The organism is Pseudomonas sp. Irchel 3H3 (assembly GCF_900187635.1).
In the GTDB taxonomy this organism is placed as follows: domain Bacteria; phylum Pseudomonadota; class Gammaproteobacteria; order Pseudomonadales; family Pseudomonadaceae; genus Aquipseudomonas.
Map to the genome: position 1 here is coordinate 62,797 of NZ_FYEC01000015.1, position 25,027 is coordinate 87,823.

Below are 25,027 nucleotides of genomic sequence, written 5' to 3' on the forward strand. Positions count from 1 at the left end.
CGCAAAATTTGTGAACGACACGGTCCCTGTGGGAGCGGGCTTGCCCGCGAAGAGGCCGGTACAGGCACCTCAAGACTTCGCTGGATACTCGCGATGCATCCGCGCCAGCAGCGCATCCTTGTCTTCCCACAACTGGTTGATCCAGCCCTGGAACTGCAGGCGGTAGGCGCCATCCTGCTCGTAGTTCTTGCCAATGAACTGCGCCGGGATCGGCAGCTCCTGGAAATGCACTACCACCTCCCTAACGTTGCCACACAGCAGGTCCCAGAAACCCGGGCGCCCGGCGGGGTAGTGAATGGTCACATTGACCACTGATTCAAGCTGTTCGCCCATGGCGTCCAGCACAAAGGCAATCCCGCCGGCCTTGGGCTTGAGCAGGTAGCGGAACGGTGATTGCTGCTGTTTGTGCTTGGCCTCGGTGAAGCGCGTGCCCTCGGCAAAGTTGAACATGCCCACCGGATTGTTGCGAAATTTCGCACAGGTCTTGCGGGTGGTTTCCAGGTCCTTGCCTTTCTTCTCCGGGTGTTTTTCCAGGTAGGCCTTGGAGTAGCGTTTCATGAACGGAAAGCCCAGGGCCCACCAGGCCAGACCAATTACCGGGACCCAGATCAACTCCTGCTTGAGGAAAAATTTCAGCGGGCGGATTTTCCGGTTCAACAGGTACTGCAGCACCATGATGTCGACCCAGCTCTGGTGGTTGCTGGTGATCAGGTACGAGTGCTGGTAGTCCAGGCCTTCAAGGCCGCTGAGGTGCCAGCGGGTGCGGCAGACCAGCCGCATCCAGGCTTTGTTGTTGCTGATCCAGGCCTCATGGGTGTGGTTCATCAGCCAGGCGGTGAAGCGCTGGGTGAGGGCGAACGGCAGGACCTTGAAGATCGCCACACAGAACAGGAACGAACACAACAGCAGGGTGTTGAGTGCCAGTAGCAGCGCAGCGATCACGCCACGCACGGCGCCAGGGAGAAAATCCAGCATTTAGAGATCCATAGGTCGGTTGGCGGCCTGAATCGCGGTCAGGGCGATGGTGTAGACGATGTCGTCGACCTGCGCGCCGCGCGGCAAGTCGTTCACTGGTTTGCGCAGGCCTTGCAGCATCGGTCCGAGGCTGACGCAATCGGCACTGCGCTGCACGGCCTTGTGGGTGGTGTTGCCACTGTTGAGGTCGGGGAAAATGAACACCGTGGCGCGCCCGGCTACCTGGCTGTTGGGGGCCAGTTGTCGCGCGACGTCTGCGTTGGCAGCGGCGTCGTACTGCAGCGGCCCGTCGATCAGCAGCGAATTTTGCGCTTCGTGGGCCAATAGCGTGGCCTCGCGTACTTTCTCCACTTCTTCGCCGCTGGCCGAGTCGCCACTGGAGTAGCTGAGCATCGCCACCCGTGGCGTGATGCCGAAGGCGGCGGCGGAGTCGGCGCTTTGCAGGGCGATTTCCGCCAGCTCGCTGGCGCTGGGGTGCGGGTTCATGATGCAGTCGCCGTAGACCAGCACTTCCTCTGGAAACAGCATGAAGAACACCGAGGACACCAAGGTGCAGCCCGGTGCCGTTTTAATCAGTTGCAGGGCAGGGCGGATGGTATTGGCGGTGGAGTGAATGACTCCGGACACCAGCCCGTCGACCTCGTCCAGCGCCAGCATCATGGTGCCGATCACCACGGTGTCTTCCAGTTGCTGCTCGGCCATCGGCGCGTTGAGGCTCTTGGTCTTGCGCAGGGCAACCATTGGTTCGACATACCGGTCGCGGATCAGGTCCGGGTCGAGAATCTCCAGGCCAGGCGGCAGCTCGATGCCCTGGGCGCGCGCCACAGCCTCGACGTCCGCCGGTTTGGCCAGCAACACGCATCGGGCAATGCCGCGAGCCTGACAGATGGCTGCCGCCTGCACGGTCAAGGGCTCGCTGCCCTCGGGCAGGACGATGCGCTTGTTGGCTGCCTGGGCGCGCTGGATCAACTGATAGCGGAACACCGCGGGCGACAGGCGCATTTCTCGCGGCGTACCACAGCGCTGGTGCAGCCAGTTGGCGTCGAGGTGACTGGCGACGAAGTCAGTGATGATTTCCGCGCGCTCGCGGTCATCGATCGGGATTTCCTTGTTCAGGCCGTTCAACTGGTTGGCGGTGTCGTAGGAGCCGCTGCTCACCGACAGCACCGGCAAGCCGGCCTGCAATGCACCGCGGCACAGGTCCATGATGCGCGGGTCGGGCAGGGTGTCACTGGTCAGCAGCAGGCCGGCCAGCGGCACGCCGTTCATCGCCGCCAGGCTGACTGCCAGGATGATGTCGTCGCGATCTCCCGGGGTCACCACCAGCACGCCGGGCTTGAGCAGCTCCACGGTGTTGCGCATGGTCCGCGCACAAATGATGATCTTGGTCATGCGCCGGGTTTCGAAGTCGCCGGCATTGAGCACTTGCGCACCCATCAGGTCGGCCACATCGCGGGTACGCGGGGCGTTGAGCTCCGGCTGGAACGGGATACAGCCGAGCAGCCGGAAGTCACCGCTGCGCAGCAACGGCGAGTGTTCTTTCAGGCGCGCGGCGAAGGCCTCCATGCTTTCCTCGGTCTTGACCTTGTTGAGGATCACGCCGAGGACTTTCGGGTCTTTCGGGCCGCCGAACAGTTGCGCCTGCAACTCGACGCGCCCGGACAGTTCGGTGAGCACTTCGTTTTCCGGCGCCGAGACCAGGATCACCTCGGCATCCAGGCTTTTGGCCAGGTGCAGGTTGACCCGGGCGGCATAGCTGGCGCTACGGGTCGGCACCATGCCTTCGACGATCAGCACGTCCTTGCCGATGGCGGCTTGCTGGTACAGGGTGATGATTTCTTCCAGCAGTTCGTCCAGTTGGCCGTCGCCGAGCATCCGTTCGACATGGGCCAGGCCCAACGGTTGAGGCGGCTTCAGGCCATGGGTACGGGCCACCAGTTCGGTGGAGCGTTCCGGCCCGGTGTCGCCGGGGTGCGGCTGGGCAATCGGTTTGAAGAAGCCGACTTTCAACCCAGCACGTTCCAGGGTACGCACCAGCCCGAGGCTGATGGAAGTCAGGCCCACACCAAAATCGGTGGGTGCGATAAAAAAAGTTTGCATGCGGATTCTCTAGAGGTGCATGGCAAGGTGAAGGCCTATGACTGGCCTCCTACCGAAATTTCAGACGCCAAGGTTATCGCTAACCGGGCCTTGAGCGCACCAACCGCAATCAAAGGCCTGGCCTATTTTTTCCTGGCGCTGCAACGGGTCCAGGACCCAGGCCCGGGATTGCCAGGGAGGCTGGTGGCGCAGGTGCTGGGTATGACCACAGGACAGCTCGGCCACCCAGTGCCCATCCTCGTCCAGATGGAAACCGGTAATGATCGAAGCTTTCGAAGCGGGCCGTTGGTCAGGGTTCCGTTCGCTTTCGGGCGTTTGCTTCGCTAAACTTGTCCATTCTTTATTCTTCTGCAAAAGGTCTCGCCCCATGCTGATCGCCGCCAATAAGGCTGTCTCCATCGACTATACCCTGACCAACGACGCTGGTGAGGTCATCGACAGCTCCGCCGGCGGCGCGCCGCTGGTCTACCTGCAAGGCGCAGGTAACATCATTCCAGGCCTGGAAAAAGCCCTGGAAGGTAAAGCTGTCGGCGACGAACTGACCGTAGCTGTTGAACCTGAAGACGCTTACGGCGAATACGCCGCCGAGCTGGTCAGCACCCTGAGCCGCAGCATGTTCGAAGGCGTCGACGAACTGGAAGTGGGCATGCAGTTCCACGCTTCCGCGCCAGACGGCCAAATGCAGATCGTCACCATCCGTGACCTGGACGGCGACGACGTGACCGTTGACGGCAACCACCCGTTGGCCGGCCAGCGCCTGAACTTCCAAGTGAAGATCATCGACATCCGTGACGCCAGCGAAGAAGAAGTCGCCCATGGTCACGTCCATGGCGAAGGTGGTCATCACCACTGATTTCTGCGCTAAGCTCAGGTATCTGGAGAGGCGCCTTTGGGCGCCTTTTTAGTCGGCGCCGGTTAAAGGGCGCCGGGCGAGAGTGCGGTTGAAGGGCGTTTCGAGAAAAACACGGGATATCTGGAGTTCATCATGAGTGCTTTTCACGACCTTACTTTAAAAGCGTTGGACGGCCAGGCGTTACCGCTGGCGCCCTTCAAAGGGCATGTCGTATTGGTGGTCAACGTGGCCTCCAAGTGTGGTTTGACCCCACAATATGCCGCCCTGGAAAGCCTCTACCAGCAGTACAAAGGCCAAGGCTTCAGCGTGCTGGGCTTGCCTTGCAACCAGTTCGCCGGCCAGGAGCCGGGCACTGAAGACGAGATCAAGGATTTCTGCAGCCTCAACTACGGCGTGAGCTTTCCGTTGTCCAGCAAGCTGGAAGTCAACGGCCATGAGCGCCATCAGTTGTACCGTCTGCTGGCGGGCGAGGGTGCGGAGTTTCCTGGCGACATCACCTGGAATTTCGAAAAGTTCCTGCTGGGCAAGGACGGCCGGGTGCTGGCGCGTTTTTCGCCGCGTACGGCACCGGATGATCCTGCGGTCGTCCAGGCGATTGAAAAAGCGCTGAGCTGATATCTCCCCCCTGTAGGAGCGAGTGCCCGCTTGCGGCTTGCTCGCGATGGTCGTCAACGATAACGCTGCAAGCCTGATACGGCGCGGCGTTCTCCAGTCCATCGCGAGCGAGCCGCAAGCGGGCACTCGCTCCTACAATATTTCCTATCTTTTGGTCCTTAATCACTGCAATCAATAGTGCTATTCAAGCGCGCGCTCACTCCATATTATCCCCGTCATAAACCTTGGATCCCTGTGGAGTGCCGCATGCCTGTACAAGCCCTGTTTAAGCCGTTTTCCCTGGGTACCCTGCAATTGCCGACCCGTGTGGTCATGGCACCCATGACCCGTTCGTTTTCCCCGGGCGGCGTGCCGAACTCGAAAGTCATCGAGTACTACCGTCGTCGCGCGGCGGCTGGCGTGGGCCTGGTCATCACCGAGGGCACCACGGTCGGCCACAAGGCGGCCAACGGTTACCCGAACGTTCCGCAGTTCTATGGTGAAGCGGCCTTGGCCGGCTGGAAAAAGGTCGTGGACGCGGTGCATGCCGAAGGTGGCAAGATCGTTCCGCAACTCTGGCACGTCGGTAGCGTGCGGCGCATCGGCACCGAGCCGGACGCCAGTGTTCCGGGCTATGGTCCGTCGGAAAAGCTCAAGGACGGCCAGGTCGTGGTGCACGGCATGACCGAACAGGATATCCAGGAAGTAATCGCTGCCTTCGCCCAGGCCGCCAAGGATGCCCAGAGCATCGGCATGGACGGCGTGGAAATCCACGGCGCCCACGGCTACCTGCTGGACCAGTTCTTCTGGGAGACCAGTAACCAGCGTACCGATCAGTACGGCGGTAGTCTGGCCAACCGCTCGCGCTTTGCCATCGAATTGATCCAGGCGGTGCGGACAGCGGTCGGCGAAGGATTCCCGATCATTTTCCGTTTCTCCCAGTGGAAGCAGCAGGACTACACCGCGCGCCTGGTGCAGACGCCCGAGGCGCTGGGTGAGTTCCTCAAGCCGTTGTCCGACGCTGGTGTGGACATTTTCCATTGCTCGACACGGCGTTTCTGGGAGCCGGAGTTTGACGGTTCCGACCTCAACCTGGCCGGCTGGACTCGCGTGCTGACCGGCAAGCCGACCATCACCGTGGGCAGCGTGGGCCTGGACGGCGAATTCCTGCAGTTCATGGTCAACACTGACAAGGTGGCGCAGCCGGCCAGCCTGGAAAACCTGCTGGAGCGCCTGAACAACGATGAGTTCGATCTGGTGGCGGTAGGGCGGGCGCTGCTGGTTGACCCGGACTGGGCGCAGAAAGTCCGCGATGGCCGTGAAGGCGAGATTCTGCCGTTCAGTCGCGAAGCGTTGATGACGCTGGTTTAAGCGCCACCGCAACCTTCTCTGGCGCGGGGACCTGACAGGCCCCGCGCAATTGGTCTTCGAACTGCTCGATGATCGCCGCCCAACCCTGGCGGCTCGCGTGCTGTCGCGCATTCAGGCGCACGCAGCGCAGGGTTTCATCCTCCTCCAGCAACCACGCTGCCGCATCGCAGAACGCCTCTTCATCGCCCGGCATCGCCAACACGCCGTTATAGCCATGGCGAATATGCTGCGCCGCCGCGGCCTGATCATAAGCCACCACGCCCAGCCCGGAGGCCAGCGCCTCCAGCACCACATTACCGAAGGTTTCGGTCAAGCTCGGAAACACAAACACATCCCCGCACGCATAGTGCGCCGCCAAGGCCTCACCGCGCTGTGAGCCACAGAAGATCGCCTGCGGCAGCTCCTTTTCCAGTGCCACGCGTTGCGGCCCGTCGCCGACCACGATCAATTTCAGATTGCGCTGTGGATAAGTACTGCACAGCTTTTCGAAACAACGTTTGAGCAGGCCAAGGTTTTTTTCGGGGGCGAGCCGACCGACGTGCATGACCGCGATGTCTCCCTCAGCCAGGCCCCATTGCTCACGCAAGGCGTTCAGCCGTTTGGTCGGATGAAACAACTGGCTGTCGACGCCCCGGGACAACAGCGCCAGGCGCTCGAAATGCCGGCGTTCCAGTTCCAGTCGCTGGCTGACGCTCGGCACCAGTGTCAGCGTCGAACGGTTATGAAACCAGCGCAAGTAATGCGTCAGCATCCGGGTCAGCAAACCGAGACCGTACTGACTGGTGTATTGCTGGAAATTGGTGTGAAAACCGCTCACCACCGAGATCCCCAGGCGCCGCGCTGCCCGCAGGGCTGACAGGCCCAGCGGGCCTTCGGTGGCGATGTACAGCACGTCCGGGCGCTGGCGTTTCCAGCGCCTGAGCAGTTTGTGCATCGACGACTGACCCCACTGCAACCCCGGATAACCGGGCAGCGGCCAGCCACGGCAGAGCAGCAGGGCGTCGTCGCTGGCCAGGGCCTGATCGCCGTCCTGGCGCGGGCGCACCAGTTCGACCTGGTGCCCACGGGCGCGCAGGCCATCACACAAGCGGCCCAGGGTATTGGCCACGCCGTTGATTTCCGGAGGGAAGGTTTCGGTGATCAGGGTGATATGCAGAGTTGTCGTCATGACCCCAGTGTCAGTTGGGGTCATGTCGTCATTGTGTCAGGGTGATGATGAATTGATGACCGGCTCAGCCCTGGCTGGTTACCAGGTTTTCCGCACCGCGCTCACGCACCCAGAACAGGGTCGCCCCCGCCACTGCGGCCGGCATCATCAGAATGTTCACCACCGGAATCAGCAGCACTAGATAGACGATCCCGCCAAAGCTCATGCTCTGCCAGCGTTTTTCCCGCAGCCAGGCGAGCATCTCGTTCCAGCCCAGCTTGTGGTTGTCTGCCGGGTAGTCGATGTACTGGATCGCCATCATCCACACCCCGAAGATCAACCACAGCGGTGCGGCGATCAGGTTGACCACCGGAATGAACGACAAGATGAACAGCGCCAACGCCCGGGGCAGGAAGTACCCCAGTTTGCGCATTTCCCGGGCCAGGGTGCGTGGGACCATGGCCATCAGTTCGCCCCAGCTGAAGGCCGGGAAGTCATCGGTGCCGCGGACCACCACTTCGACTTTCTCGGCAAGAAAGCCGTTGAAGGGCGCAGCGATCACGTTGGCCAGCAGGGTGAAGGTGAAAAACACCATCAGCGCCACCAACACCACGAACATTGGCCAGAGAACATAACTGAGGAAGCTCAGCCAGTCGGGCAGCGACGGCATCAGGGTGTCGACCCACAGGCTGAACTGGTGGCCGGCCAGGTAGATCAAGCCGACGAACAGCACCAGGTTGATGGCCAGCGGCAGCAGCACGAACAAGCGCAGGCCGGGACTCAGGACCAGCTTGAGGCCTTCGCGCAGGTATTGCGGGCCGGACAGAACGGGGGCGGGCATAAGGTGCTCCGAGCAAGGGGAAAACGCGCCGACCTTACCGGCTTTGCCCCACAGGCGAAAGCGTGGCAAGCGGATCGACATTAACTGTAACAAAGGCGCCGTTAAATCGGCCGCTTGGAGATAGAGACCGCCTATGAGCTGGATTGTTAAACGGTATTTCCTTAATCTTCGCCTCCTCGATACGCTGCACCCATTATTTTTCAGGACTGTCGCGCGATGCACTTCCCCAAGTGCTGTCACGGTCCTTTTTTATTCCAGCCGGCAATCCGGCACCCGCGCCAGGTAATACCGGCCGGTCGATAGGAGTGAGTCATGTCTGATGTACGTCATTCGCGAGTGATTATTCTCGGTTCCGGCCCTGCCGGTTACAGCGCCGCGGTCTATGCCGCCCGTGCGAACCTCAAGCCGCTGCTGATCACTGGCATGCAGGCTGGCGGTCAACTGACCACCACCACCGAAGTCGACAACTGGCCTGGCGACGTCCATGGCCTGACCGGCCCGGCGCTGATGGAGCGGATGAAAGAGCACGCCGAGCGCTTCGAGACCGAAATCGTGTTCGACCACATCAATGCCGTCGACTTCGCAGCCAAGCCTTACACCCTGACTGGCGACAGCGGCACTTACACCTGTGACGCGCTGATCATCGCCACCGGCGCCAGCGCACGTTACCTGGGCCTGCCGTCGGAAGAAGCGTTCATGGGCAAGGGCGTTTCGGCCTGCGCTACCTGCGATGGTTTCTTCTATCGCAACAAGCCGGTCGCTGTGGTTGGTGGCGGTAACACCGCCGTGGAAGAAGCCCTGTACCTGGCCAACATCGCCAGCACCGTGACCCTGGTGCACCGCCGCGAGACCTTCCGCGCCGAGAAGATCCTGATCGACAAGCTGAACGCCCGTGTGGCCGAAGGCAAGATCATCCTCAAGCTCAACTCCAACCTGGACGAAGTGCTGGGTGACAACATGGGCGTGACCGGTGCGCGCCTGAAGAACAACGACGGCAGCTTCGACGAGTTGAAAGTCGACGGCGTGTTCATCGCCATCGGCCACACCCCGAACACCTCGCTGTTCGAAGGCCAGTTGACCCTCAAGGACGGCTACATGGTTGTGCAGGGCGGCCGTGACGGCAACGCCACTGCCACCAGCATCGAAGGTATCTTTGCCGCCGGCGACGTGGCTGACCACGTCTACCGCCAGGCCATCACCTCCGCCGGTGCCGGCTGCATGGCCGCACTGGACGCAGAGCGTTACCTGGACAACCTGAAGAACGCTTGATTCTTTGGGCATGAAAAAACCGGCTTCGGCCTAGTGCCGATCAGTTAAGCGACGCTGTCAATTGTAGGAGCGAGCTTGCTCGCGAAAAACGTCAACGATAACGCGTGTATTCAGTATAAACGCGGCGCCGTTGAGTTCTTCGCGAGCAAGCTCGCTCCTACAAAAGGGCTTAACTGATCGGCATTAGGCTTCGGCCGGTTTTTTTGTAGCGCTGAAAAAGCTCCAGCGGTGCAGTCAGCGCCGTGCCAGCGGTTGTGCCGAGAGCTTGACCCCCGCCAACCCATGGATCATCAGCGCACGGATATTGCCGTGGTCACTGCCCTCTGGGGTGGCCAGCACAGCACGGTAGTGCTCACCGAATGCCAGCAGGGTTTCTTCATCGCTCAAGCCTTCCAGCACAGCCAGGCCCAGGGTCTTGCACGAACCTTCGTTCTGTCCGGCAGCGTTTTCCACGCCACCGTTATTGAAGGCTTGTGGCTGGTAGTCGTAGTTCGCGCCGATGAAGGCCAGGGTCTGGGCAAATGCATGTTCACCGGTCTTGAGGCTGGCGCGCAGGGTGTTCAGGTCAGTCATGGGTCTTTCCTTTGGCGAACGCGGCTTGCTGCTCGGCGCTGGCTTCTTGCTGGTATTGGGCTTTCCACTCGGCGTACGGCATGCCGTAGACCACTTCGCGGGCGTCATCGAGGCTGACGTCGATCTGGCGATCGTCGGCCGCAGCCTTGTACCACTTGGACAGGCAGTTGCGGCAGAAACCCGAGAGGTTCATCAGGTCGATGTTCTGCACGTCCTTGCGGCTGTCCAGGTGGGCAACCAGCCGGCGAAAGGCGGCGGCTTCGAGTTCCAGGCGTTGTTGTTCGGTCATGGCGGTCTCTGCGAGACAGCTTCAAGCGGCAAGCTTCAAGCTGCAAGTTGGATGGCGGTGGCGGCAAGTTTAGCGCTTGCAGCTTGCCGCTTGAAGCTAGCGGCTTGCTGCGAGGGTAATCGACACCGACTCGGCGAAACGCAGGGCGTGGGGTTTGTCGACTTCGACCTCGGCGTACAGCACGCTTTGGTTGGCCATCACCAGGTCCAGCAATTCCTGGGTCATGCGTTCGAGCAGGGCAAAACGATTGCCTTCCACGTGCGCGATGATCGCCTTGGTAATGGTGCGATAGTTGAGCGCGTGGTCGATGTCGTTATCGCGCACCGCTTCCTGTGCCGCATAGAGGATCGTCAGGTTGATCAGCACGTCCTGCTTGTTGAGGATCTCGTCTTCATTGATGCCGATGAAGGTCCGCAGGCACAGGTCCTTGACCCGGATGCGGGCCATTCCTGGTTGAAGTTGTGGCATTGCTACTTGCTCCGTCCAATCAATTGCAGGAACTCCTGGCGAGTGTTGCTCGAGTCGCGAAAGGCGCCGAGCATCACCGAGGTGTTCATGGTCGAATTCTGTTTTTCCACGCCGCGCATCATCATGCACATGTGCCGGGCCTCGATCACCACCGCAACGCCGGCGGCCCCCGTCACGCGCTGCACGGCGTCGGCAATCTGCCGGGTGAGGTTCTCCTGGATCTGCAGGCGTCGGGCAAACATGTCGACGATCCTGGCGATCTTCGACAGGCCCAGTACCTTACCGGTAGGAATATAAGCCACATGGGCCTTGCCGATGAAGGGCAGCAAGTGATGTTCGCAGAGTGAGTACAACTCGATGTTGTCGACGATCACCATTTCATCGTTGTCAGAGGCAAACAAGGCACCGTTGACGATCTCATCGACGCTTTGCGCGTAACCATGACACAGATACTGCATGGCCTTGGCCGCGCGGGCCGGGGTATCGAGCAGGCCTTCGCGGTCTGGGTCTTCGCCAAGACCGATGAGGATCTCGCGGTAATTCTGGGGCAGGGAAAATGGCATGGAACATCCTCGCGGGGGCGGCCTATTTGACGTGCCGTCCGCCGTTGACGGTCAGGGTCGTGCCGGTGACATAGGGGTTGTCCAGCAAATAGCGCAGGCTCTGGTAGACCACTTCGCTGCCGGGTTCGATGCCCAGCGCCGACTTGGCCAAGGCCTTGGCGCGGTACGCCGCGTCGTCGTCGGGGTTGAACAGTAGCAGGGCGGGAGCGATGCCGTTGACCTTGATGTGCGGCGCGTACTTGGCGGCGAACGACAGGGTCAGGCTATCGAGCCCGGCTTTGCTGGCGCAATAGGCGATGTGCTGGCTGCTGCCCTTGCGCGTGACGTCGTCGCTGATGTGCACGATATCGGCGGGGGTCGAGCGCCGCAGCATCTCGGCACACTGCAGGTTGATCAGGTAAGGCGCAAGCATGTGCACATTGACCATCTGGGTGAAGGCAGCGACTTCGTTATCGGCAGTCTCCGCAGTCCATGCCGAGGCGTTGTGCACGATGGCCCGTAGTTGTTGGGTGTGAGTCTTGAGCTCGGCGATGAAGGCGAGGATTCCGGCTTGCGTGGAAAAGTCGCCAAACAGCGCGGTTGCCCCCAGGTCGCGCAGGGTCTGCACGCCCGGGCGTTCGCTGCGGTAGCTGATGATCACCGGCTGCCCGGCCTCCAGCAACCGCAGCGCGCAATGCAGGCCGACGCGCTGGCTGGCGCCGGTGATGAGGATCGGGGCGGGGGAGGAGGTCATGAATGGCTCGCATCGCGGGTATGGCAAAACTATACCAGCGACTGCACGAGCCATGCCCCTTTTAGCGGTTTTGCGCAGCCGCCTCGGCCGGCAACGACGGTGCGGGCGTGCTGCTCAGCCAACTGGCCAGCAGGCGAGTCGACAGCGGGATGAAGAAATAGACCATCAAGGGGGTCAGGGCCAGGGTGCTGATGAACACCCGGGGCAGCATGTCGAGGTCGCTGAGCAATGGGCCCAGGACAAAGTTGAACAGCAGCGAGACCGGAAAGAATGCCAGCCAGATGGCGACGGCCTGTTTCCAGCGCGGTGGACGCTGGCCGGCGGCGCCGAACCAGCCATCGATGCCGCTGACTCGATGTTCCGAAGGATGGGCAAACAGTTCGCTGCCACGCCCTAGCCAGGCCGTGCGCGAGGCGGAGTGCTCCCAGGCGTGCAGGGTCGGTTCGTCGGCGAAACGGAAAATGATCTGGAATTCGTCATCACCAGGCGGCGGAGCGAGTACGCCGGAGCCCAGGTAGCCGGGAAAGTCAGTGGCCAGTTGTTCGCCTTCGCGCAACCAGGCGATCAGTTCCTGATAGCGTCCGCTGGCAACGCGGCGCGCCACCATCAAGGTGACAGGTGAGGTAGACATTATGTATCTCCATAAAACGGGGGCGCGATTCCGGGTAGGAGGCACGCCAAACTCAGCCCGGGGTGGAGGGCTGGGTTACAACAAGCAAGGATTATTCCTGATTTTGCGAAATACGCCAGTGACCTTCGTCGATCAGGCAATACTTGAACATCGTCCATGCTTGCGCGATAAAATGGATCCAACTTGAAATGGATGTCTACGCACCGATGCCCGTCATCACTGAGTCTTCCGAGCCGTTGCAGGCTGTTGATGCCACCAGCCAAGCGCAAATGTTCCCCATTCGTGAAGTGGCACGCCTGACCGGCGTGAACCCAGTGACGTTGCGTGCCTGGGAGCGACGCTACGGTTTGATCCAGCCAGTGCGCACCGAAAGCGGGCATCGACTGTATTCCCTGACCGATATCGAGCAGATTCGCAGCATTCTGAGCTGGATCGCTCGGGGGGTGGCGGTCAGCAAGATCGGCCGGCTTCTGGCCAGGAGCCAGGCCGCGCAGGCGCTGTCGAGCATTGTTCCGGACCCGTTGGTCCAGGCTGACTATGTCCAGTGGCAGGTCCAGATTCGCACGGCATTGAGCAATTATGATGATCTGGAACTGGCGCGGATCTACGGCCAAGTGTTCTCCACTTATTCATTGGATGTGGTGTTCCAGGACATTTTTATGCCGCTGTGGACTCAGGCGCTGCAACAAAAAGAGACCTTCGGGCAAACCAGTGAATGGGTGATGCTCGACGCCTTCCTGCGGTCACGGGTGTTGCAACGACTGATTATGTTGCGCGGCTCACAGCCGGTTCGGGCTGCGGTGGCGGCAATCGAAGGCCATTGCCATGAACTGGAGCTGCTGCTGGCGGCATTGTTCCTGAGCGGTGGCGCGGTGGGCGTCCGGGTACTGGCGCTGGGCAAGCCTTTCGAGGAGCTGTCCCTGGTCTGTGAGAAAATCCGGCCCGAGGTGCTGGTGCTGGTTTCCAATCGGGCGCCGGCCGCTGACTTTGCCCGGCGTCTGAATCGGCTGGCGATGAGCCTGCAGTGTCGTCTGTTGTTGTGCGGCGATGCGTCGGAGCTGGCGCAGGACAGCCTGGCCGGTTCGTCTATCGGTTGCCTGGGCAATGAAGGTGGCCTGATGCGCCAGCGCCTGCAGCATTTTCTTGGCGGAACGCTGGATACCTGAAATTCAGACGTGCATGGCGGGGTGGGTCAGGCGATGTTGCTGAAGGATGTACTGGCGTAGGCGCTCGGTTTCGACCGAGTTGCCTTGGTTGAGTTGGTAGGCGTAATAACCCTGCTCGGTCTGCCGCTCGAAAGTGCCGCGCAAGGCAATGCGCTCATAACCAGAAGGGCTGAACCACAGTGCGAAACTCTTCGGCGGTTTGGTCCGGTTGCGCACCTCGAGCAAGATGCCCTTGAACGACACTTCGTGGACCCACAGTGTACCCGCCTGGCCTTTGGCGTTTTCCAGGGCAACCGGCTCTTCCAGGGGCAGGCGCCAAGGTCGCACCTTCGGCCCGCTTTCATAAATGCTCGGTACGCCCAGGCGCAGATGCAGGGCATGGAACTCATCTTCCACCAGGTGCAGCGGGAAGGTCATCTGCTGGTTTTCGAACTGTGCCTGGATAGTCACCTGTTCGTTGGCCGCCAGGCGTGTCAGCAGGTCACGGATTTGCGAACCCCCATTAACCAGCAGGCTCGACGTCGCATCACGCACGTTGAGCTGCGGGTTATGTTGCATGGTCTGGATAAAATCCAGCTCATCCTGGGTGAGGAGGGCATCGTGCTGCATGGCTAGCTCGAAAGATATAGTTACAAAGTCACTGGTGATTGTAGTTAGTGACCGCTAATTCGCTTACAGGTTCTGACCGTTGGTCGTTTTCATTGCCTGCAACTCAGCCTGAGCGGCTGCCAACTGCGCCTCCAGTTGCGCAACGCGCTGCAACGCCTTGACCTGGGTGGTGACATCTTTTTGTACACCGACAAAATAGGTCTGCTTGTCACTCTCATTGTAGACCGTTGAAAGTGACAGCTCATTCCAGAATGGAGTGCCATCCTTACGATAGTTTCGCAGGATCTCTCGACAGGATCCGCCACTTTGAATGGCTTCGCGAATCGGTGCCAAGCCGGCCTGGTCTCGATCGCCAGACTGGAGAAAACGACAGTCCTGATAGAGGATTTCGTCAGCGCTGTAGCCGGTGAGCTTTTCGAAGGCCGGGTTCACGTAAATCAGGATGTTATCTTCGCCTTCCTTTTCTGCGATCACGATGCCGTCGTTTGAAGCGTTGATCACCAGTTGCAGCAATTGCGCATTGATCATCGTGCGAGTCCTTTCTGTGTTGTGTAATGCGTTGCATTCTAAGACAGGCTGCTCGGCTGTCCACTTGCCCTCGGTGTCGATGAGAGTCAATCGCGGTTTTTTGTCGTCTGCTGTTAAGATCTCGGTCTTTGACTCAGGTGCAGGATCAGTTTGATGAAAGTCGCCATCATTTCCGGCTCGGTGTACGGCACGGCAGAAGAAGTTGCCCGGCACGCGTCGAAACTTCTCGACGCGGCAGGTTTTCAGACCTTGTATAACCCGCGTGCCACCCTCGACGAACTTCAGGCATTTGCCCCCGAAGCCTTTCTGGCGGTGACCTCCACCACTGGCATGGGCGAGTTGCCGGATAACCTGCAACCGCTGTATTCGATGATTCGTGATCAACTGCCAGGCGCCTGGCGTGGCTTGCCCGGGGCGGTGATCGGCTTGGGCGATGCCAGCTACGGCGATACTTTTTGTGGCGGCGGTGAACAACTGCGTGAATTGTTCGGCGAACTGGGTGTGCGCGAAGTGCTGCCAATGCTGCGCCTGGACGCCAGTGAAAGCGTGACCCCGGAAAGTGATGCCGAGCCTTGGCTGGAGCAGTTGATCACGGCTCTGCGCGGCTGACCGGAAACTCGCGCAACAACGCGAGCCAAGCCTGGGCGGCTTTCGACAGATAGGCGCCCTGACGCCAGATAAACGCGATATCCCAGCGCAGTTCACGGGGCGCCTGCAATCCCAGGCGCACCACGCCCGGGCGGACCAGCCCGCGGGCGACCACCCGTGGCAATAGCACCACGCCTTGTCCCGCGGCCACCAGGGCCACGAGAAAATCCGCCTGCCCGCTACGCCCGCCCTCCTTGGGGGTAAAGCCCACTTGCTGGCACGCCTGCAGCAAGCGTTCATTGAGCACAAAACTGCGCTGGTACAGCAGGAACGGAGTGTCGGCCAGTTCTTCCAGGCGCAGGCTGGTCTTGCCGGCCAATGGATGGTCCGCCGCCAACAGCGCATCCAGGGGTTCGTCGCAGAACGGTTGCCAGGCGAACTGCGGGTCCTGGGGCAGCAGGCTGCCGCCCAGTTCCAGTTCACCGCTGAGCACTGCCTGCTCAATGTTCAGGCTGCCGCCTTCCAGCAACTGCACGCTGATGTTCGGATAACGCCGCCGGTACTCGGCGAACAAACCAGCGAATAGCGCATCGCTGCCCAGCAGCGGCAGGCCCAGGCGCAGTTCGCCACGGCGCAGGTCGCTCAGGTCGTCGAGTTCGCTGAGCAGTTCATTGCGCAAGCGCAGCATACCCTCGGCGCGTTGCAGGACCACCGTGCCGGCCGCCGTCAACCGCACCTGTGAACCCAGTCGCTCCAGCAGCAGCGTGCCCAGGCTGTGCTCCAGCTGTGCCACTTGTTTGCTGACCGCCGATTGGCTGATGTGCAAGGTCTTGGCGGCCTGGGTGAAGCCGCCCTGATGAACGACTTCAATGAAGCTGCGCAGTTGTTTGAATTCCATGATTTGATTCCATTTTGGAATAGTCTTGAGTCTAACAATTCGCTTCGGTGATGACAGCCCGCTCTTTAAAATGGCTTCCTGTGAGGAGCCAACCGATGAACGTAACACGCGTTAAAAAACTCGCCCGCCTGCTCGCTGAACTGCTGGTGTTGTCGGCTATTTATCTGCTCGGATGCCAGTTGGCCATATGGTTGGCCTGGCCGATCCCGGGCGGGGTGATGGGCCTGGCATTGTTGCTGCTGGTATTTGCCCTGGGGTGGGTCAAGCCGGCGGCGTTGCAAATGGGGGCCGGGCTGTTGATGGCCGAGATGCTGCTGTTCTTCATTCCAGCCTTGATGAGTTTGCTCGACTATGGCGGCCTATTGCGCGATGAAGGTTGGCGGATCCTCGTGGTGATTGCGCTCAGTACCCTGCTGGTCATGCTGGTGACGGCATTCACGGTCGAATGGGTCTGCCGCTGGAGGCTGGCTCATGAGAAGTGAGTGGATGCCGCTGTTCTGGTTGGTCTTTACCCTGGCCGCCTATGTATTGAGTCGCTGGCTGTATCGACGCAGCGGACGTTACCTGGTGTCGCCGCTGATCCTGGTGCCCGTGCTGTTGCTGCTGGTGGCGGTGCCGCTGCACACGGCCTATAGCGAGTATGCGCAAAATACCCATTGGTTGATGGCGTTGCTGGGGCCGGTCACCGTGGCGTTCGCGGTGCCGATCTGGCAGCAGCGTCAGTTGCTGGCGCGGCATTGGTCGGCGTTGCTGGTGGGGATGCTGGCCGGGAGCGCCGCGTCGATGGGTAGCTCGTTTGGCCTGGCTCGGCTCCTGGCGCTGGACAGTTCGGTGACCCTGTCGCTGCTGCCTCGTTCGATCACCACGCCATTCGCCATGCCGCTGGCCCACGACCTGGGGGGCGTACCGGAGCTGACGGCGGTGTTCGTCATGTTCACCGGAGTATTTGGCGCCATGCTCGGCGGGATCCTGCTCAAGTGGTTGCCACTGCGCAGCGCCTTGGCCCGCGGCGCGTTGTTCGGGGTCGGGGCCCATGGCGCCGGGGTCAGTCGCGCCCATGAGGTGGGCGGCGAAGAAGGTTCGGTGGCGGGGTTGGTGATGGTCCTGACGGGCTTGATGAACCTGTTCGCGGCGCCATTGCTGACGCACATACTGTGACTCACTGCACAGTGGATTTTGCTTGAAAGCCAACTGACTCGTTGGGTCAGTAAGCTGGCTGCCAATGCAACTACCCGAATCCCGGCAGCTGACTAGACTGCTTTGACACCCCCAAAAGAATAAAAACCAGAGGTCCTTGCCGTGAGCGTAGCCCCCGTCCAGTCAAGCCAGAGCGTGAAAGACCAGGTCAGTGCCACCGAATGGCAGGCCCGAGTGGACCTGGCCGCCTGTTATCGCCTGGTAGCCGCACATGGCTGGGATGATTTGATCTTCACGCATATCTCGGCCAAGGTCCCCGGCACCGAAGATTTCCTGATCAATCCGTTTGGCATGATGTTTCACGAAATCACCGCCTCGAGCCTGGTCAAGGTTGACCAGGCCGGCAACAAGCTGATGGACAGTCCCTACGAGATCAACCCCGCCGGCTACACCATTCACAGCGCCGTGCACGAAGTGCGTCACGATGTGGTCTGTGTCCTGCATACCCACACCGCAGCTGGCGTGGCCGTTTCGGCGCAAAAACAAGGCGTGCTGCCGATCAGCCAGCAATCCTTGTTTGTCCTTTCCAGCCTGGGTTATCACGCCTACGAAGGGGTGGCGCTCAATCACGAGGAAAAGGCGCGGTTGCAGGCCGACCTCGGTGACAAGAATTTCCTGATGCTGCACAACCATGGGTTGTTGACCTGTGGCGGCACCATCGCCGATACGTTTCTGATGATGTTTACCTTCCAGCGGGCCTGCGATATCCAGGTGCTGGCGCAGAACGGTGGCGCCGAGCTGATCAGCATCGAGCCGCAGATCCTCGCGGGGGCCAAGGCGATGATTGCCGGCGTGACCAAAAGTGCACAAGGAATGGGAGGCGCGCTGGCCTGGCCGGCGCTGCTGCGTAAACTCGATAAACAAGACCCGGGTTATAAACTCTAATGCCACTCGCCGAGATTCCACTGTGCGTCTGGCGCAAACGCGGCCAGAGCTTTGTATTCCGGGGTCAGACCATTCGTTACTGGGTGGCCGGACAGGGTGAGCCCTTACTGCTTATCCACGGTTTTCCTACCGCCAGTTGGGATTGGCACTACCTGTGGCAGCCCCTGGCCCAGCGTTATCGGGTGATTGCCTGCGACATGCTGGGCTTCGGCGATTCGGCCAAACCCGTGGGCCATGAATACTGCCTGCTGGAGCAGGCCGACTTGCAGCAGGCGTTGCTGGCACACCTGGGCATCGATCAGCCGGTGCACCTGCTGGCCCATGACTATGGCGACAGCGTCGCCCAGGAGTTGCTCGCCAGGCACCTTGAGGCGCGCAGCAACATCGCCAGTTGTGTGTTCCTCAATGGCGGCCTGTTTCCCGAGACGCACCGTCCGGTACTGATGCAGAAGCTGTTGCTCAGCCCCTTGGGCTGGATGATCGGTCGTGCCTTTACCCGCGATGCCCTGGTCAAGAGCTTCCGGCAGATCTTCGGCCCGCAGACTCGGCCCAGCGAAAGCGAGCTGGACGATTTCTGGAGCCTGATCGACAACAACCGCGGGACGCGGATCATGCACAAGCTGATCCAGTACGTGCCCCAGCGCCGCGTACAGCGCGATCGCTGGCTCAAAGCCATGCAATCGGGCGAAGTACCGTTGCGGGTGATCGACGGCGAAGTCGACCCGGTTTCCGGTGCCCACATGGTCGAGCGTTATCGGCAATTGATCGCAGATGCCGATACCGTGCTCTTGCCCGGGATTGGTCATTACCCACAGATCGAAGCCCCGGTGCAGGTGCTCAAGCACTACTTGGCGTTTCGTGACCAGCAGGACTCCCCGGCGTTGAAAATTGCCTGTTCCTGAGGTGACTTCCAGCTAACCAGGCCTTGCGGATCGATGAGCGCCTGCCGTGCAATCATCCCCGTGCCTTATCGCGCACCATTCAGCCCCAGCCCAGTTGATTGTGAGCCCAGGCCTCGTGCCTGACACTCGGCCTCACTGTCCTTGGCCTGCTGGAGTTGGGTAATGAATGAGTCTGTGCGCTTCGAAGATAAAGTCGTGATCGTCACTGGTGCGGGCGGCGGCCTGGGACGGGCCCATGCACTGTTGTTCGCCAGGCAGGGTGCCCGGGTGGTGGTCAACGACCTGGGTGGTTCCGCGCAGGGTGAAGGCGCCAACGCCTCGGCCGCCGACCGCGTAGTGGCAGAGATTCGTGAGGCCGGCGGCACTGCCGTGGCCAACCATGACTCGGTGACCGATGGCGAAAAAATCGTCCAGCACGCCCTCGATGCCTTTGGCCGGATCGATGTGGTGGTCAATAACGCCGGAATCCTGCGGGACAAGACCTTCCATAAAATGGACGACAGCGACTGGGACCTGGTGTACCGGGTGCATGTCGAAGGTGCCTACAAAGTCACCCGCGCCGCCTGGCCGCACATGCGCGAGCAAAACTACGGGCGGGTGATCTTCACCGCATCGACCTCGGGTATCTACGGCAACTTCGGCCAGTCCAACTACGGCATGGCCAAGCTCGGGCTCTATGGCCTGACCCGGACCCTAGCCATCGAAGGGCGCAAGAACAATATCCTGGTCAACGCCATCGCCCCCACCGGCGGCACGCGCATGACCGAAGGCCTGATCCCGCCGCAAGTGTTCGAGCAACTTAAGCCGGAGTTGGTCAGCCCGCTGGTGGTGTACCTGGCCAGCGAAAACTGCCAGGAAACCTCGGGGCTGTTTGAAGTCGGCGGCGGCTGGATGGGCAAAGTGCGATGGGAGCGCAGCCTGGGGGCGGGGTTTGATCCGCGGGAGGGTTTCTCGCCTGAGGATGTGGCGGCGCATTGGCAGCAGATTTGCGATTTCGAAGGGGCGGCGCACCCCAAAGACAACATTGAAGCGCTGAAGGAGATGATGGGGAATTTGCAGAAGTACTCGTTGTAAGTACGCAGGTACAGAGCGCAAGGCTGGCGGCTTGCGCTCTGTCTTAGCTACGGGAGGGATTGCTCAGGGCGCGTATTTACGCACCAGTGCCGCCAGGTTCGCTGCGGTCTGCACATCCATCACGCCGTCATACTTCTCGGCACGAAAGTGCAACTGAAACGCCCGCACCAGTTGCTGGAAGCCCGACTCGTTAGTGGCTTGCGAAGTTTTGTAGCCATACTTCTTGAACTGGTCCAGCAACGTCGCACGGTTCGGCACTCCTGAATCCTTGTATTGGCGCAGGAAGGCGTCGCGCTGTCGCTCATCGAACCAGGCCCCCACACCTTTCAAGTACAACGCATGCCAGGGGAATGCCGCGCCGGGGTCGCTTTTGCGGCCGATGGAAATGTCGGAGTGGCCCACGACGTTACGCGGAGTGATGTCCGGGTAGCGCTTGAGGATGTCTTTTGCCAGTTGCTCAATGGCGGCTATTTGCTGGGGGTGATACGGCGGGAAGGTGAACTTGCCCTGGTTGTCGGTGGCCTGGTTGACCACTTCGATGCCGATGGCGGTGTCGTTCAGGTTACTGCGATCAGCCCACTGGCTGACCCCGGCATGCCAGGCCCGTTGGTTTTCATCGACCAGGCCGAAGATCTGCTGGTCGCTGAAGCCGGCCTTGATATAAGTAATGTCGCTGATATCCGGAACGAGGTAGTGGGCACTGACATTGGGCCCGGTCAGTGCGCCAATCGAACTGGCAAAGTTGGCGGCGGTGTAATGCAGGACCAAGAAGCGAATGCGGCTGTTATAAGCCTTTGCGCGATAGTTGTTGTTGGTTGGGAACATGATTTAACTACCTTGTTGTGTGAATCGTAATCGTCCATTCACAGCAAGGTAGCAGCGCCTGTAAGCGAGTTTTGTAGTGGCTTTCTTGTTGTTTTGTAGGAAGCCTTCGCTACCTGCCATGTAAAAAAACTCCAATAAAAAAGGCCGCTGCAAACGCAGCGGCCAAAGTAAGACGTTAGATCAAGGAGCTACAAATCAACGTCAGTGAACCCAGGGTGATGAACTGAATGATGGGCATTCGGCGCATCTGAACAGGTCGCCGCTCAAGTGGGCAATTCACACTCGGCTGGCGGGGCTTCGAGGCTTATTACCGTGGAAGCCCGATTAGAATAAGTCCTTCTTGGCAAAGGAAAAATAGCGTTTCAAGACATGCACTGTTACGCCATCGGCAACAGTCGCCCGGATCATCGGTTTGATTGATAACCCCTCATCCAGCCGGCCCATGCCCGGCGCAAAGCCTTGCCCCGTACGGGTATTCATCCTTTGGAGCGACACCACGAATACCTCCTTGGTGCGCTTATCGCTCCCGGCGGGCAGCAGTAGGGTGGGGCCTTCAAGTCACTCACCGGGGAAGACGCATGACAAAAACAACAATGCGCGCCATCTTCAAGCCGCAGACGCTGGCCGTCGCGGTTGCCTTGGGCTGCTGTGCCCAGGCGCAGGCAGTTGAATTCAACATTGGCGAAATCGAGGGGACATTCGATTCGTCGCTGTCGATTGGTGCGAGCTGGGGCATGCGCGATGCCGATGATGCGTTGGTGGGTACGGTCAACGGAGGCTCCGGACAGTCCTCCACCGGTGACGATGGTCGCTTGAACTTCAGCAAGGGCGAGACGTTTTCGAAGATCTTCAAGGGCATCCACGACCTGGAACTGAAGTATGGCGACACCGGGGTATTTGTCCGCGGCAAATACTGGTACGACTTCGAGCTCAAGGACGAAAGCCGGCCGTTCAAGGACATCAGCGACACCAATCGCAAGGAAGGCGCCAAATCCTCCGGTGGGCAGATCCTCGATGCCTTCGTCTACCACAACTATTCCATCGCCGATCTGCCAGGCACCGTGCGCGCCGGTAAACAGGTGGTCAGTTGGGGCGAAAGCACCTTCATTGGCAACTCGATCAACAGCATCAACCCGGTCGACGTCTCGGCATTCCGGCGCCCGGGTGCCGAAATCAAGGAGGGCCTGATCCCGGTCAACATGCTGTTTGCCACCCAGGGCCTGACCGACCAGTTGACCGTCGAAGGTTTTTATCAACTGGAATGGGACCAGACGGTTGTGGATAACTGCGGGACCTTCTTCGGCAACGATGTGGTAGCCGATGGTTGCGTGAACAACTACACGGTGGCCAACCCGGCGATCGCTCCGTTGCAACCGGTTGCCGCGGCATTTGGCCAAGGCTTCGAAGTGACTCGCGAAGGGGTGGTGGTGCCACGGGGTGGCGACCGTGATGCGCGTGATTCCGGGCAATGGGGCACCGCATTGCGCTGGCTCGGCGACGACACCGAGTACGGCCTGTATTTCATGAACTACCACAGCCGCACGCCCACGGTCGGCACTGTCACGGCGGGCCTTTCGACCCTGTCGGCATTGCCGGGCATCGTCGGCACCGCCAATGCCATCGCACCCGGCACTGGTTCGGGATTGGCGCAAAGCGTGATGCTCGGCCGCGGCCAGTACTATCTCGATTATCCGGAAGACATTCGCCTGTACGGCGCCAGCTTCTCCACCACCTTGCCCACCGGCACGGCCTGGACCGGGGAAATCAGCTATCGGCCCAACGCACCGGTCCAGGTCAGTACCAATGACCTGACCCTGGCCTTGCTCAACCCGATTGCCGGCGGCGCTGCGTCGCCGATCAGCACCACCCCGGGGGCCGACAACAAAGGCTATCGGCGCAAGGAAGTGACCCAGGTGCAAAGCACCCTGACCCACTTCTTTGACCAGGTCCTCGGCGCCCAACGCCTGACCCTGGTCGGTGAGGCGGCAGTCGTGCGGGTCGGTGGCCTGGAGTCGCGCAGCACCTTGCGTTATGGCCGGGACTCGGTCTACGGCCAGTACGGGTTTGGCGGCGATACCGGAGGTTTTGTCACCTCCACCTCCTGGGGATACCGCACACGGGCCATCCTCGATTACGCCAACGTCATCGGCGGGATCAACCTCAAGCCCAACCTGTCCTGGTCCCACGACGTTGCCGGTTATGGCCCCAACGGATTGTTCAACGAGGGCGCCAAGGCGATCAGCGTCGGGGTCGATGCCGACTATCGCAACACCTATACCGCGAGCCTGAGCTACACCGACTTTTTCGGGGGCGACTACAACACCCTCGAAGACCGCGACTTCCTGGCCCTGAGCTTCGGCGTGAACTTCTGATCTGGCTGAAAAGGATGACCTTATGCGCAAGATGATTCTGCAATGCGGTGCCCTGGCCCTGAGCCTGCTGGCGGCCAACGTGATGGCGGCAGTGTCGCCGGAAGAAGCCAACAAACTCGGCACCACCCTGACCCCGCTGGGCGCGGAGAAGGCCGGCAATGCCGACGGCTCGATCCCGGCCTGGACCGGCGGCATTCCCAAAAATGCCGGTGCGGTCGACAGCAAGGGTTTCCTGGCCGACCCGTTCGCCAGTGAAAAACCGCTGTTCACCATCACCGCGGCCAACGTCGACAAATACAAGGCCAAGCTCTCCGACGGCCAGGTGGCAATGTTCAAGCGCTACCCCGAGACCTACCGGATTCCCGTCTACCCGACCCACCGTACCGTGGCCGTGCCGCCCGAGATCTACGAGTCGGCCAAGCGCAGCGCGCTGAACGTGAACAGCATCAACGACGGCAATGGCCTGGCCAATTTCACCGGTAATCGCTACTACGCCTTCCCGATTCCGAAGAACGGGGTCGAGGTGCTGTGGAACCACATCACCCGCTACCACGGTGGCAACCTCAAGCGCATCATCACCCAGGTGACACCGCAGACCAACGGTGCCTACACGCCGATTCGCTTTGAAGAAGAAATCGCCGTACCCCAGTTGATGAAGGACCTGGACCCGGAAAAAGCCGCCAACGTGCTGACCTTCTTCAAGCAGTCGGTGACCGCGCCGGCGCGCCTGGCGGGGAACGTGCTGCTGGTCCATGAGACCCTCGACCAGGTCAAGGAACCGCGCCTGGCCTGGATCTACAACGCCGGCCAGCGTCGCGTGCGTCGTGCGCCGCAAGTGGCCTACGACGGACCGGGCACGGCCGCTGATGGCCTGCGTACCTCGGACAACTTCGACATGTTCTCCGGTGCGCCGGATCGTTATGACTGGAAGCTGATCGGCAAGAAAGAAGTCTATATCCCCTACAACAGCTACAAGCTCGATTCGCCGAGCCTGAAATACGACGACGTGATCAAGGCCGGGCACATCAATCAGGACCTGACGCGTTATGAACTGCACCGGGTCTGGGAAGTGGTCGGTACGGTCAAACCCAACGAACGGCATATCTACGCCAAGCGCCACATGTACATCGATGAAGACAGCTGGCAGGTGGCGCTGGTCGACCACTACGACGGTCGCGGCCAACTGTGGCGTGTGGCAGAAGGACATTCCCAGTACTACTACGATCACCAGGCCCAGGCGTACACCCTGGAAGCGCTGTACGACATCATCGCCGGCCGCTACATCGCCCTGGGCATGAAAAACGAAGAGAAGCACAGCTTCGTCTTCGGCTTCGATGCCAAGGCGGCGGACTACACACCAGCGGCATTGCGCGCTGAAGGCGTGCGTTAAGGCCACTGTGGCGAGGACGACCCACGGGTTGATGCCAGTCATTCAAGCGAGCTAGGCACCTGGTGCGAGCTGTCGCCCTGATTGATCGGCATTAACCTCTGGGTCGTTTTTTTATGGCTAGCAATCAGCCTTCTGAATGTTTCTCAACAAGGCCGCGAGAGAGGGCTAGGGTGGGTTCACAAATAT

The 25,027-nt window shown here is 60.5% G+C and carries 29 protein-coding genes; 13 read left to right on the top strand and 16 right to left on the bottom strand.

Annotated features, from left to right (window positions below; all coding sequences use genetic code 11):
- Positions 1–69 precede the first annotated feature (69 nt).
- The 3 genes from CKW24_RS17200 to CKW24_RS17210 are packed head-to-tail and all read right to left on the bottom strand — an operon-like array spanning position 70 to position 3,474.
- Positions 70–975 carry an acyltransferase gene (locus CKW24_RS17200; protein WP_095169368.1) on the bottom strand — a complete coding sequence of 302 codons (906 nt, stop codon included), beginning with the start codon at positions 973–975 and terminating at the stop codon, positions 70–72.
- Positions 976–3,075 carry a phosphate acetyltransferase gene (gene pta, locus CKW24_RS17205; protein ID WP_095169369.1) on the bottom strand — a complete coding sequence of 700 codons (2,100 nt, stop codon included), beginning with the start codon at positions 3,073–3,075 and terminating at the stop codon, positions 976–978.
- 60 nt (positions 3,076–3,135) lie between these two features.
- Positions 3,136–3,474 carry a DUF3565 domain-containing protein gene (locus CKW24_RS17210; RefSeq protein ID WP_095169370.1) on the bottom strand — a complete coding sequence of 113 codons (339 nt, stop codon included), beginning with the start codon at positions 3,472–3,474 and terminating at the stop codon, positions 3,136–3,138.
- Here CKW24_RS17210 and CKW24_RS17215 point away from each other — a divergent pair.
- The 3 genes from CKW24_RS17215 (at position 3,443) to CKW24_RS17225 (ending at position 5,893) form a co-directional block, all read left to right on the top strand.
- Entirely contained in the window at positions 3,443–3,928 is a 486-nt protein-coding gene (locus tag CKW24_RS17215; RefSeq protein WP_095169371.1) for a peptidylprolyl isomerase, read from the top strand. The genes CKW24_RS17210 and CKW24_RS17215 overlap by 32 nt on opposite strands.
- Positions 3,929–4,060: 132 nt before the next feature.
- On the top strand, positions 4,061–4,543 hold the full coding sequence (locus CKW24_RS17220) for a glutathione peroxidase (RefSeq protein ID WP_095169372.1): 483 nt from the start codon (positions 4,061–4,063) through the stop codon (positions 4,541–4,543).
- Positions 4,544–4,789: 246 nt separating this feature from the next.
- Positions 4,790–5,893, top strand: coding sequence for an NADH:flavin oxidoreductase (locus CKW24_RS17225; RefSeq protein ID WP_095169373.1), 1,104 nt, complete (start codon positions 4,790–4,792; stop codon positions 5,891–5,893).
- Here CKW24_RS17225 and CKW24_RS17230 read toward each other — a convergent pair.
- Together CKW24_RS17230 and cysZ are read right to left on the bottom strand one after the other, a co-directional pair.
- Positions 5,862–7,085 carry a glycosyltransferase family 1 protein gene (locus CKW24_RS17230; RefSeq protein ID WP_095169374.1) on the bottom strand — a complete coding sequence of 408 codons (1,224 nt, stop codon included), beginning with the start codon at positions 7,083–7,085 and terminating at the stop codon, positions 5,862–5,864. The two genes, CKW24_RS17225 and CKW24_RS17230, sit on opposite strands and share 32 nt — an antisense overlap.
- A 40-nt stretch (positions 7,086–7,125) precedes the next feature.
- Entirely contained in the window at positions 7,126–7,881 is a 756-nt protein-coding gene (gene cysZ, locus CKW24_RS17235) for a sulfate transporter CysZ (RefSeq protein ID WP_095169375.1), read from the bottom strand.
- A 312-nt stretch (positions 7,882–8,193) separates the two neighbouring features.
- On the opposite strand from cysZ, the gene trxB reads away from it, so the two are divergent.
- The gene (gene trxB / locus CKW24_RS17245; RefSeq protein WP_095169376.1) at positions 8,194–9,150 is read left to right on the top strand and encodes a thioredoxin-disulfide reductase; all 957 of its coding nucleotides are present in this window, start codon (positions 8,194–8,196) and stop codon (positions 9,148–9,150) included.
- 234 nt (positions 9,151–9,384) lie between these two features.
- Here the strand turns inward: trxB and CKW24_RS17250 are convergent, their stop codons facing one another.
- The 6 genes from CKW24_RS17250 to CKW24_RS17275 form a co-directional block, all read right to left on the bottom strand.
- Entirely contained in the window at positions 9,385–9,723 is a 339-nt protein-coding gene (locus tag CKW24_RS17250) for a HopJ type III effector protein (RefSeq protein WP_095169377.1), read from the bottom strand.
- Positions 9,716–10,012 carry a DUF1244 domain-containing protein gene (locus tag CKW24_RS17255; RefSeq protein ID WP_095169378.1) on the bottom strand — a complete coding sequence of 99 codons (297 nt, stop codon included), beginning with the start codon at positions 10,010–10,012 and terminating at the stop codon, positions 9,716–9,718. Before CKW24_RS17255 ends, CKW24_RS17250 begins: the two co-directional genes overlap by 8 nt.
- A 96-nt stretch (positions 10,013–10,108) precedes the next feature.
- The gene (gene folX / locus CKW24_RS17260) at positions 10,109–10,480 is read right to left on the bottom strand and encodes a dihydroneopterin triphosphate 2'-epimerase (protein ID WP_027618555.1); all 372 of its coding nucleotides are present in this window, start codon (positions 10,478–10,480) and stop codon (positions 10,109–10,111) included.
- 2 nt (positions 10,481–10,482) lie between these two features.
- Entirely contained in the window at positions 10,483–11,043 is a 561-nt protein-coding gene (folE, locus tag CKW24_RS17265) for a GTP cyclohydrolase I FolE (protein ID WP_095169379.1), read from the bottom strand.
- 22 nt (positions 11,044–11,065) lie between these two features.
- Positions 11,066–11,776, bottom strand: coding sequence for a dihydromonapterin reductase (folM, locus tag CKW24_RS17270; protein WP_095169380.1), 711 nt, complete (start codon positions 11,774–11,776; stop codon positions 11,066–11,068).
- A gap of 61 nt (positions 11,777–11,837) precedes the next feature.
- Positions 11,838–12,407, bottom strand: coding sequence for an antibiotic biosynthesis monooxygenase (locus CKW24_RS17275; protein ID WP_095169381.1), 570 nt, complete (start codon positions 12,405–12,407; stop codon positions 11,838–11,840).
- 206 nt (positions 12,408–12,613) lie between these two features.
- On the opposite strand from CKW24_RS17275, the gene CKW24_RS17280 reads away from it, so the two are divergent.
- The gene (locus tag CKW24_RS17280) at positions 12,614–13,573 is read left to right on the top strand and encodes a MerR family transcriptional regulator (RefSeq protein WP_095169427.1); all 960 of its coding nucleotides are present in this window, start codon (positions 12,614–12,616) and stop codon (positions 13,571–13,573) included.
- Positions 13,574–13,576: 3 nt separating this feature from the next.
- On the opposite strand, the gene CKW24_RS17285 is transcribed toward CKW24_RS17280, so the two are convergent.
- Entirely contained in the window at positions 13,577–14,182 is a 606-nt protein-coding gene (locus tag CKW24_RS17285; RefSeq protein ID WP_095169382.1) for a hypothetical protein, read from the bottom strand.
- 63 nt (positions 14,183–14,245) lie between these two features.
- Positions 14,246–14,710, bottom strand: coding sequence for a PAS domain-containing protein (locus CKW24_RS17290; protein ID WP_095169383.1), 465 nt, complete (start codon positions 14,708–14,710; stop codon positions 14,246–14,248).
- A 153-nt stretch (positions 14,711–14,863) separates the two neighbouring features.
- Here CKW24_RS17290 and CKW24_RS17295 point away from each other — a divergent pair, with 153 nt between their 5' ends.
- Complete coding sequence (locus CKW24_RS17295; RefSeq protein ID WP_095169384.1) at positions 14,864–15,319, top strand: flavodoxin; 456 nt, start codon at positions 14,864–14,866, stop codon at positions 15,317–15,319.
- Here the strand turns inward: CKW24_RS17295 and CKW24_RS17300 are convergent.
- Positions 15,300–16,196 carry a LysR family transcriptional regulator gene (locus CKW24_RS17300; RefSeq protein WP_095169385.1) on the bottom strand — a complete coding sequence of 299 codons (897 nt, stop codon included), beginning with the start codon at positions 16,194–16,196 and terminating at the stop codon, positions 15,300–15,302. The genes CKW24_RS17295 and CKW24_RS17300 overlap by 20 nt on opposite strands.
- A 95-nt stretch (positions 16,197–16,291) precedes the next feature.
- On the opposite strand from CKW24_RS17300, the gene CKW24_RS17305 reads away from it, so the two are divergent.
- From CKW24_RS17305 to CKW24_RS17325, 5 genes are all read left to right on the top strand, one after another.
- Positions 16,292–16,678, top strand: a complete 387-nt coding sequence (locus tag CKW24_RS17305) for a CidA/LrgA family protein (RefSeq protein ID WP_095169386.1) — start codon at positions 16,292–16,294, stop codon at positions 16,676–16,678.
- Entirely contained in the window at positions 16,668–17,354 is a 687-nt protein-coding gene (locus CKW24_RS17310) for an LrgB family protein (RefSeq protein ID WP_095169387.1), read from the top strand. Before CKW24_RS17305 ends, CKW24_RS17310 begins: the two co-directional genes overlap by 11 nt.
- A 141-nt stretch (positions 17,355–17,495) precedes the next feature.
- Positions 17,496–18,278, top strand: coding sequence for a class II aldolase/adducin family protein (locus tag CKW24_RS17315; protein WP_095169388.1), 783 nt, complete (start codon positions 17,496–17,498; stop codon positions 18,276–18,278).
- On the top strand, positions 18,278–19,180 hold the full coding sequence (locus tag CKW24_RS17320; RefSeq protein ID WP_095169389.1) for an alpha/beta fold hydrolase: 903 nt from the start codon (positions 18,278–18,280) through the stop codon (positions 19,178–19,180). Before CKW24_RS17315 ends, CKW24_RS17320 begins: the two co-directional genes overlap by 1 nt.
- Positions 19,181–19,342: 162 nt before the next feature.
- On the top strand, positions 19,343–20,254 hold the full coding sequence (locus tag CKW24_RS17325; protein WP_095169390.1) for an SDR family oxidoreductase: 912 nt from the start codon (positions 19,343–19,345) through the stop codon (positions 20,252–20,254).
- Positions 20,255–20,317: 63 nt separating this feature from the next.
- On the opposite strand, the gene CKW24_RS17330 is transcribed toward CKW24_RS17325, so the two are convergent.
- Together CKW24_RS17330 and CKW24_RS28200 are read right to left on the bottom strand one after the other, a co-directional pair.
- Positions 20,318–21,079, bottom strand: coding sequence for an N-acetylmuramoyl-L-alanine amidase (locus CKW24_RS17330; RefSeq protein WP_095169391.1), 762 nt, complete (start codon positions 21,077–21,079; stop codon positions 20,318–20,320).
- A 324-nt stretch (positions 21,080–21,403) separates the two neighbouring features.
- The gene (locus CKW24_RS28200; RefSeq protein ID WP_159987308.1) at positions 21,404–21,577 is read right to left on the bottom strand and encodes a hypothetical protein; all 174 of its coding nucleotides are present in this window, start codon (positions 21,575–21,577) and stop codon (positions 21,404–21,406) included.
- A gap of 80 nt (positions 21,578–21,657) precedes the next feature.
- Here CKW24_RS28200 and CKW24_RS17335 point away from each other — a divergent pair, with 80 nt between their 5' ends.
- A complete protein-coding gene (locus CKW24_RS17335) occupies positions 21,658–23,451 on the top strand; it encodes a DUF1302 domain-containing protein (RefSeq protein WP_095169392.1) in 1,794 nt (597 codons plus the stop codon).
- Between the two features lie 22 nt (positions 23,452–23,473).
- Positions 23,474–24,841 (top strand): DUF1329 domain-containing protein, encoded by a 1,368-nt coding sequence (locus tag CKW24_RS17340; protein ID WP_095169393.1) that lies wholly within the window; start codon positions 23,474–23,476, stop codon positions 24,839–24,841.
- The last annotated feature ends 186 nt before the right edge of the window (positions 24,842–25,027 follow it).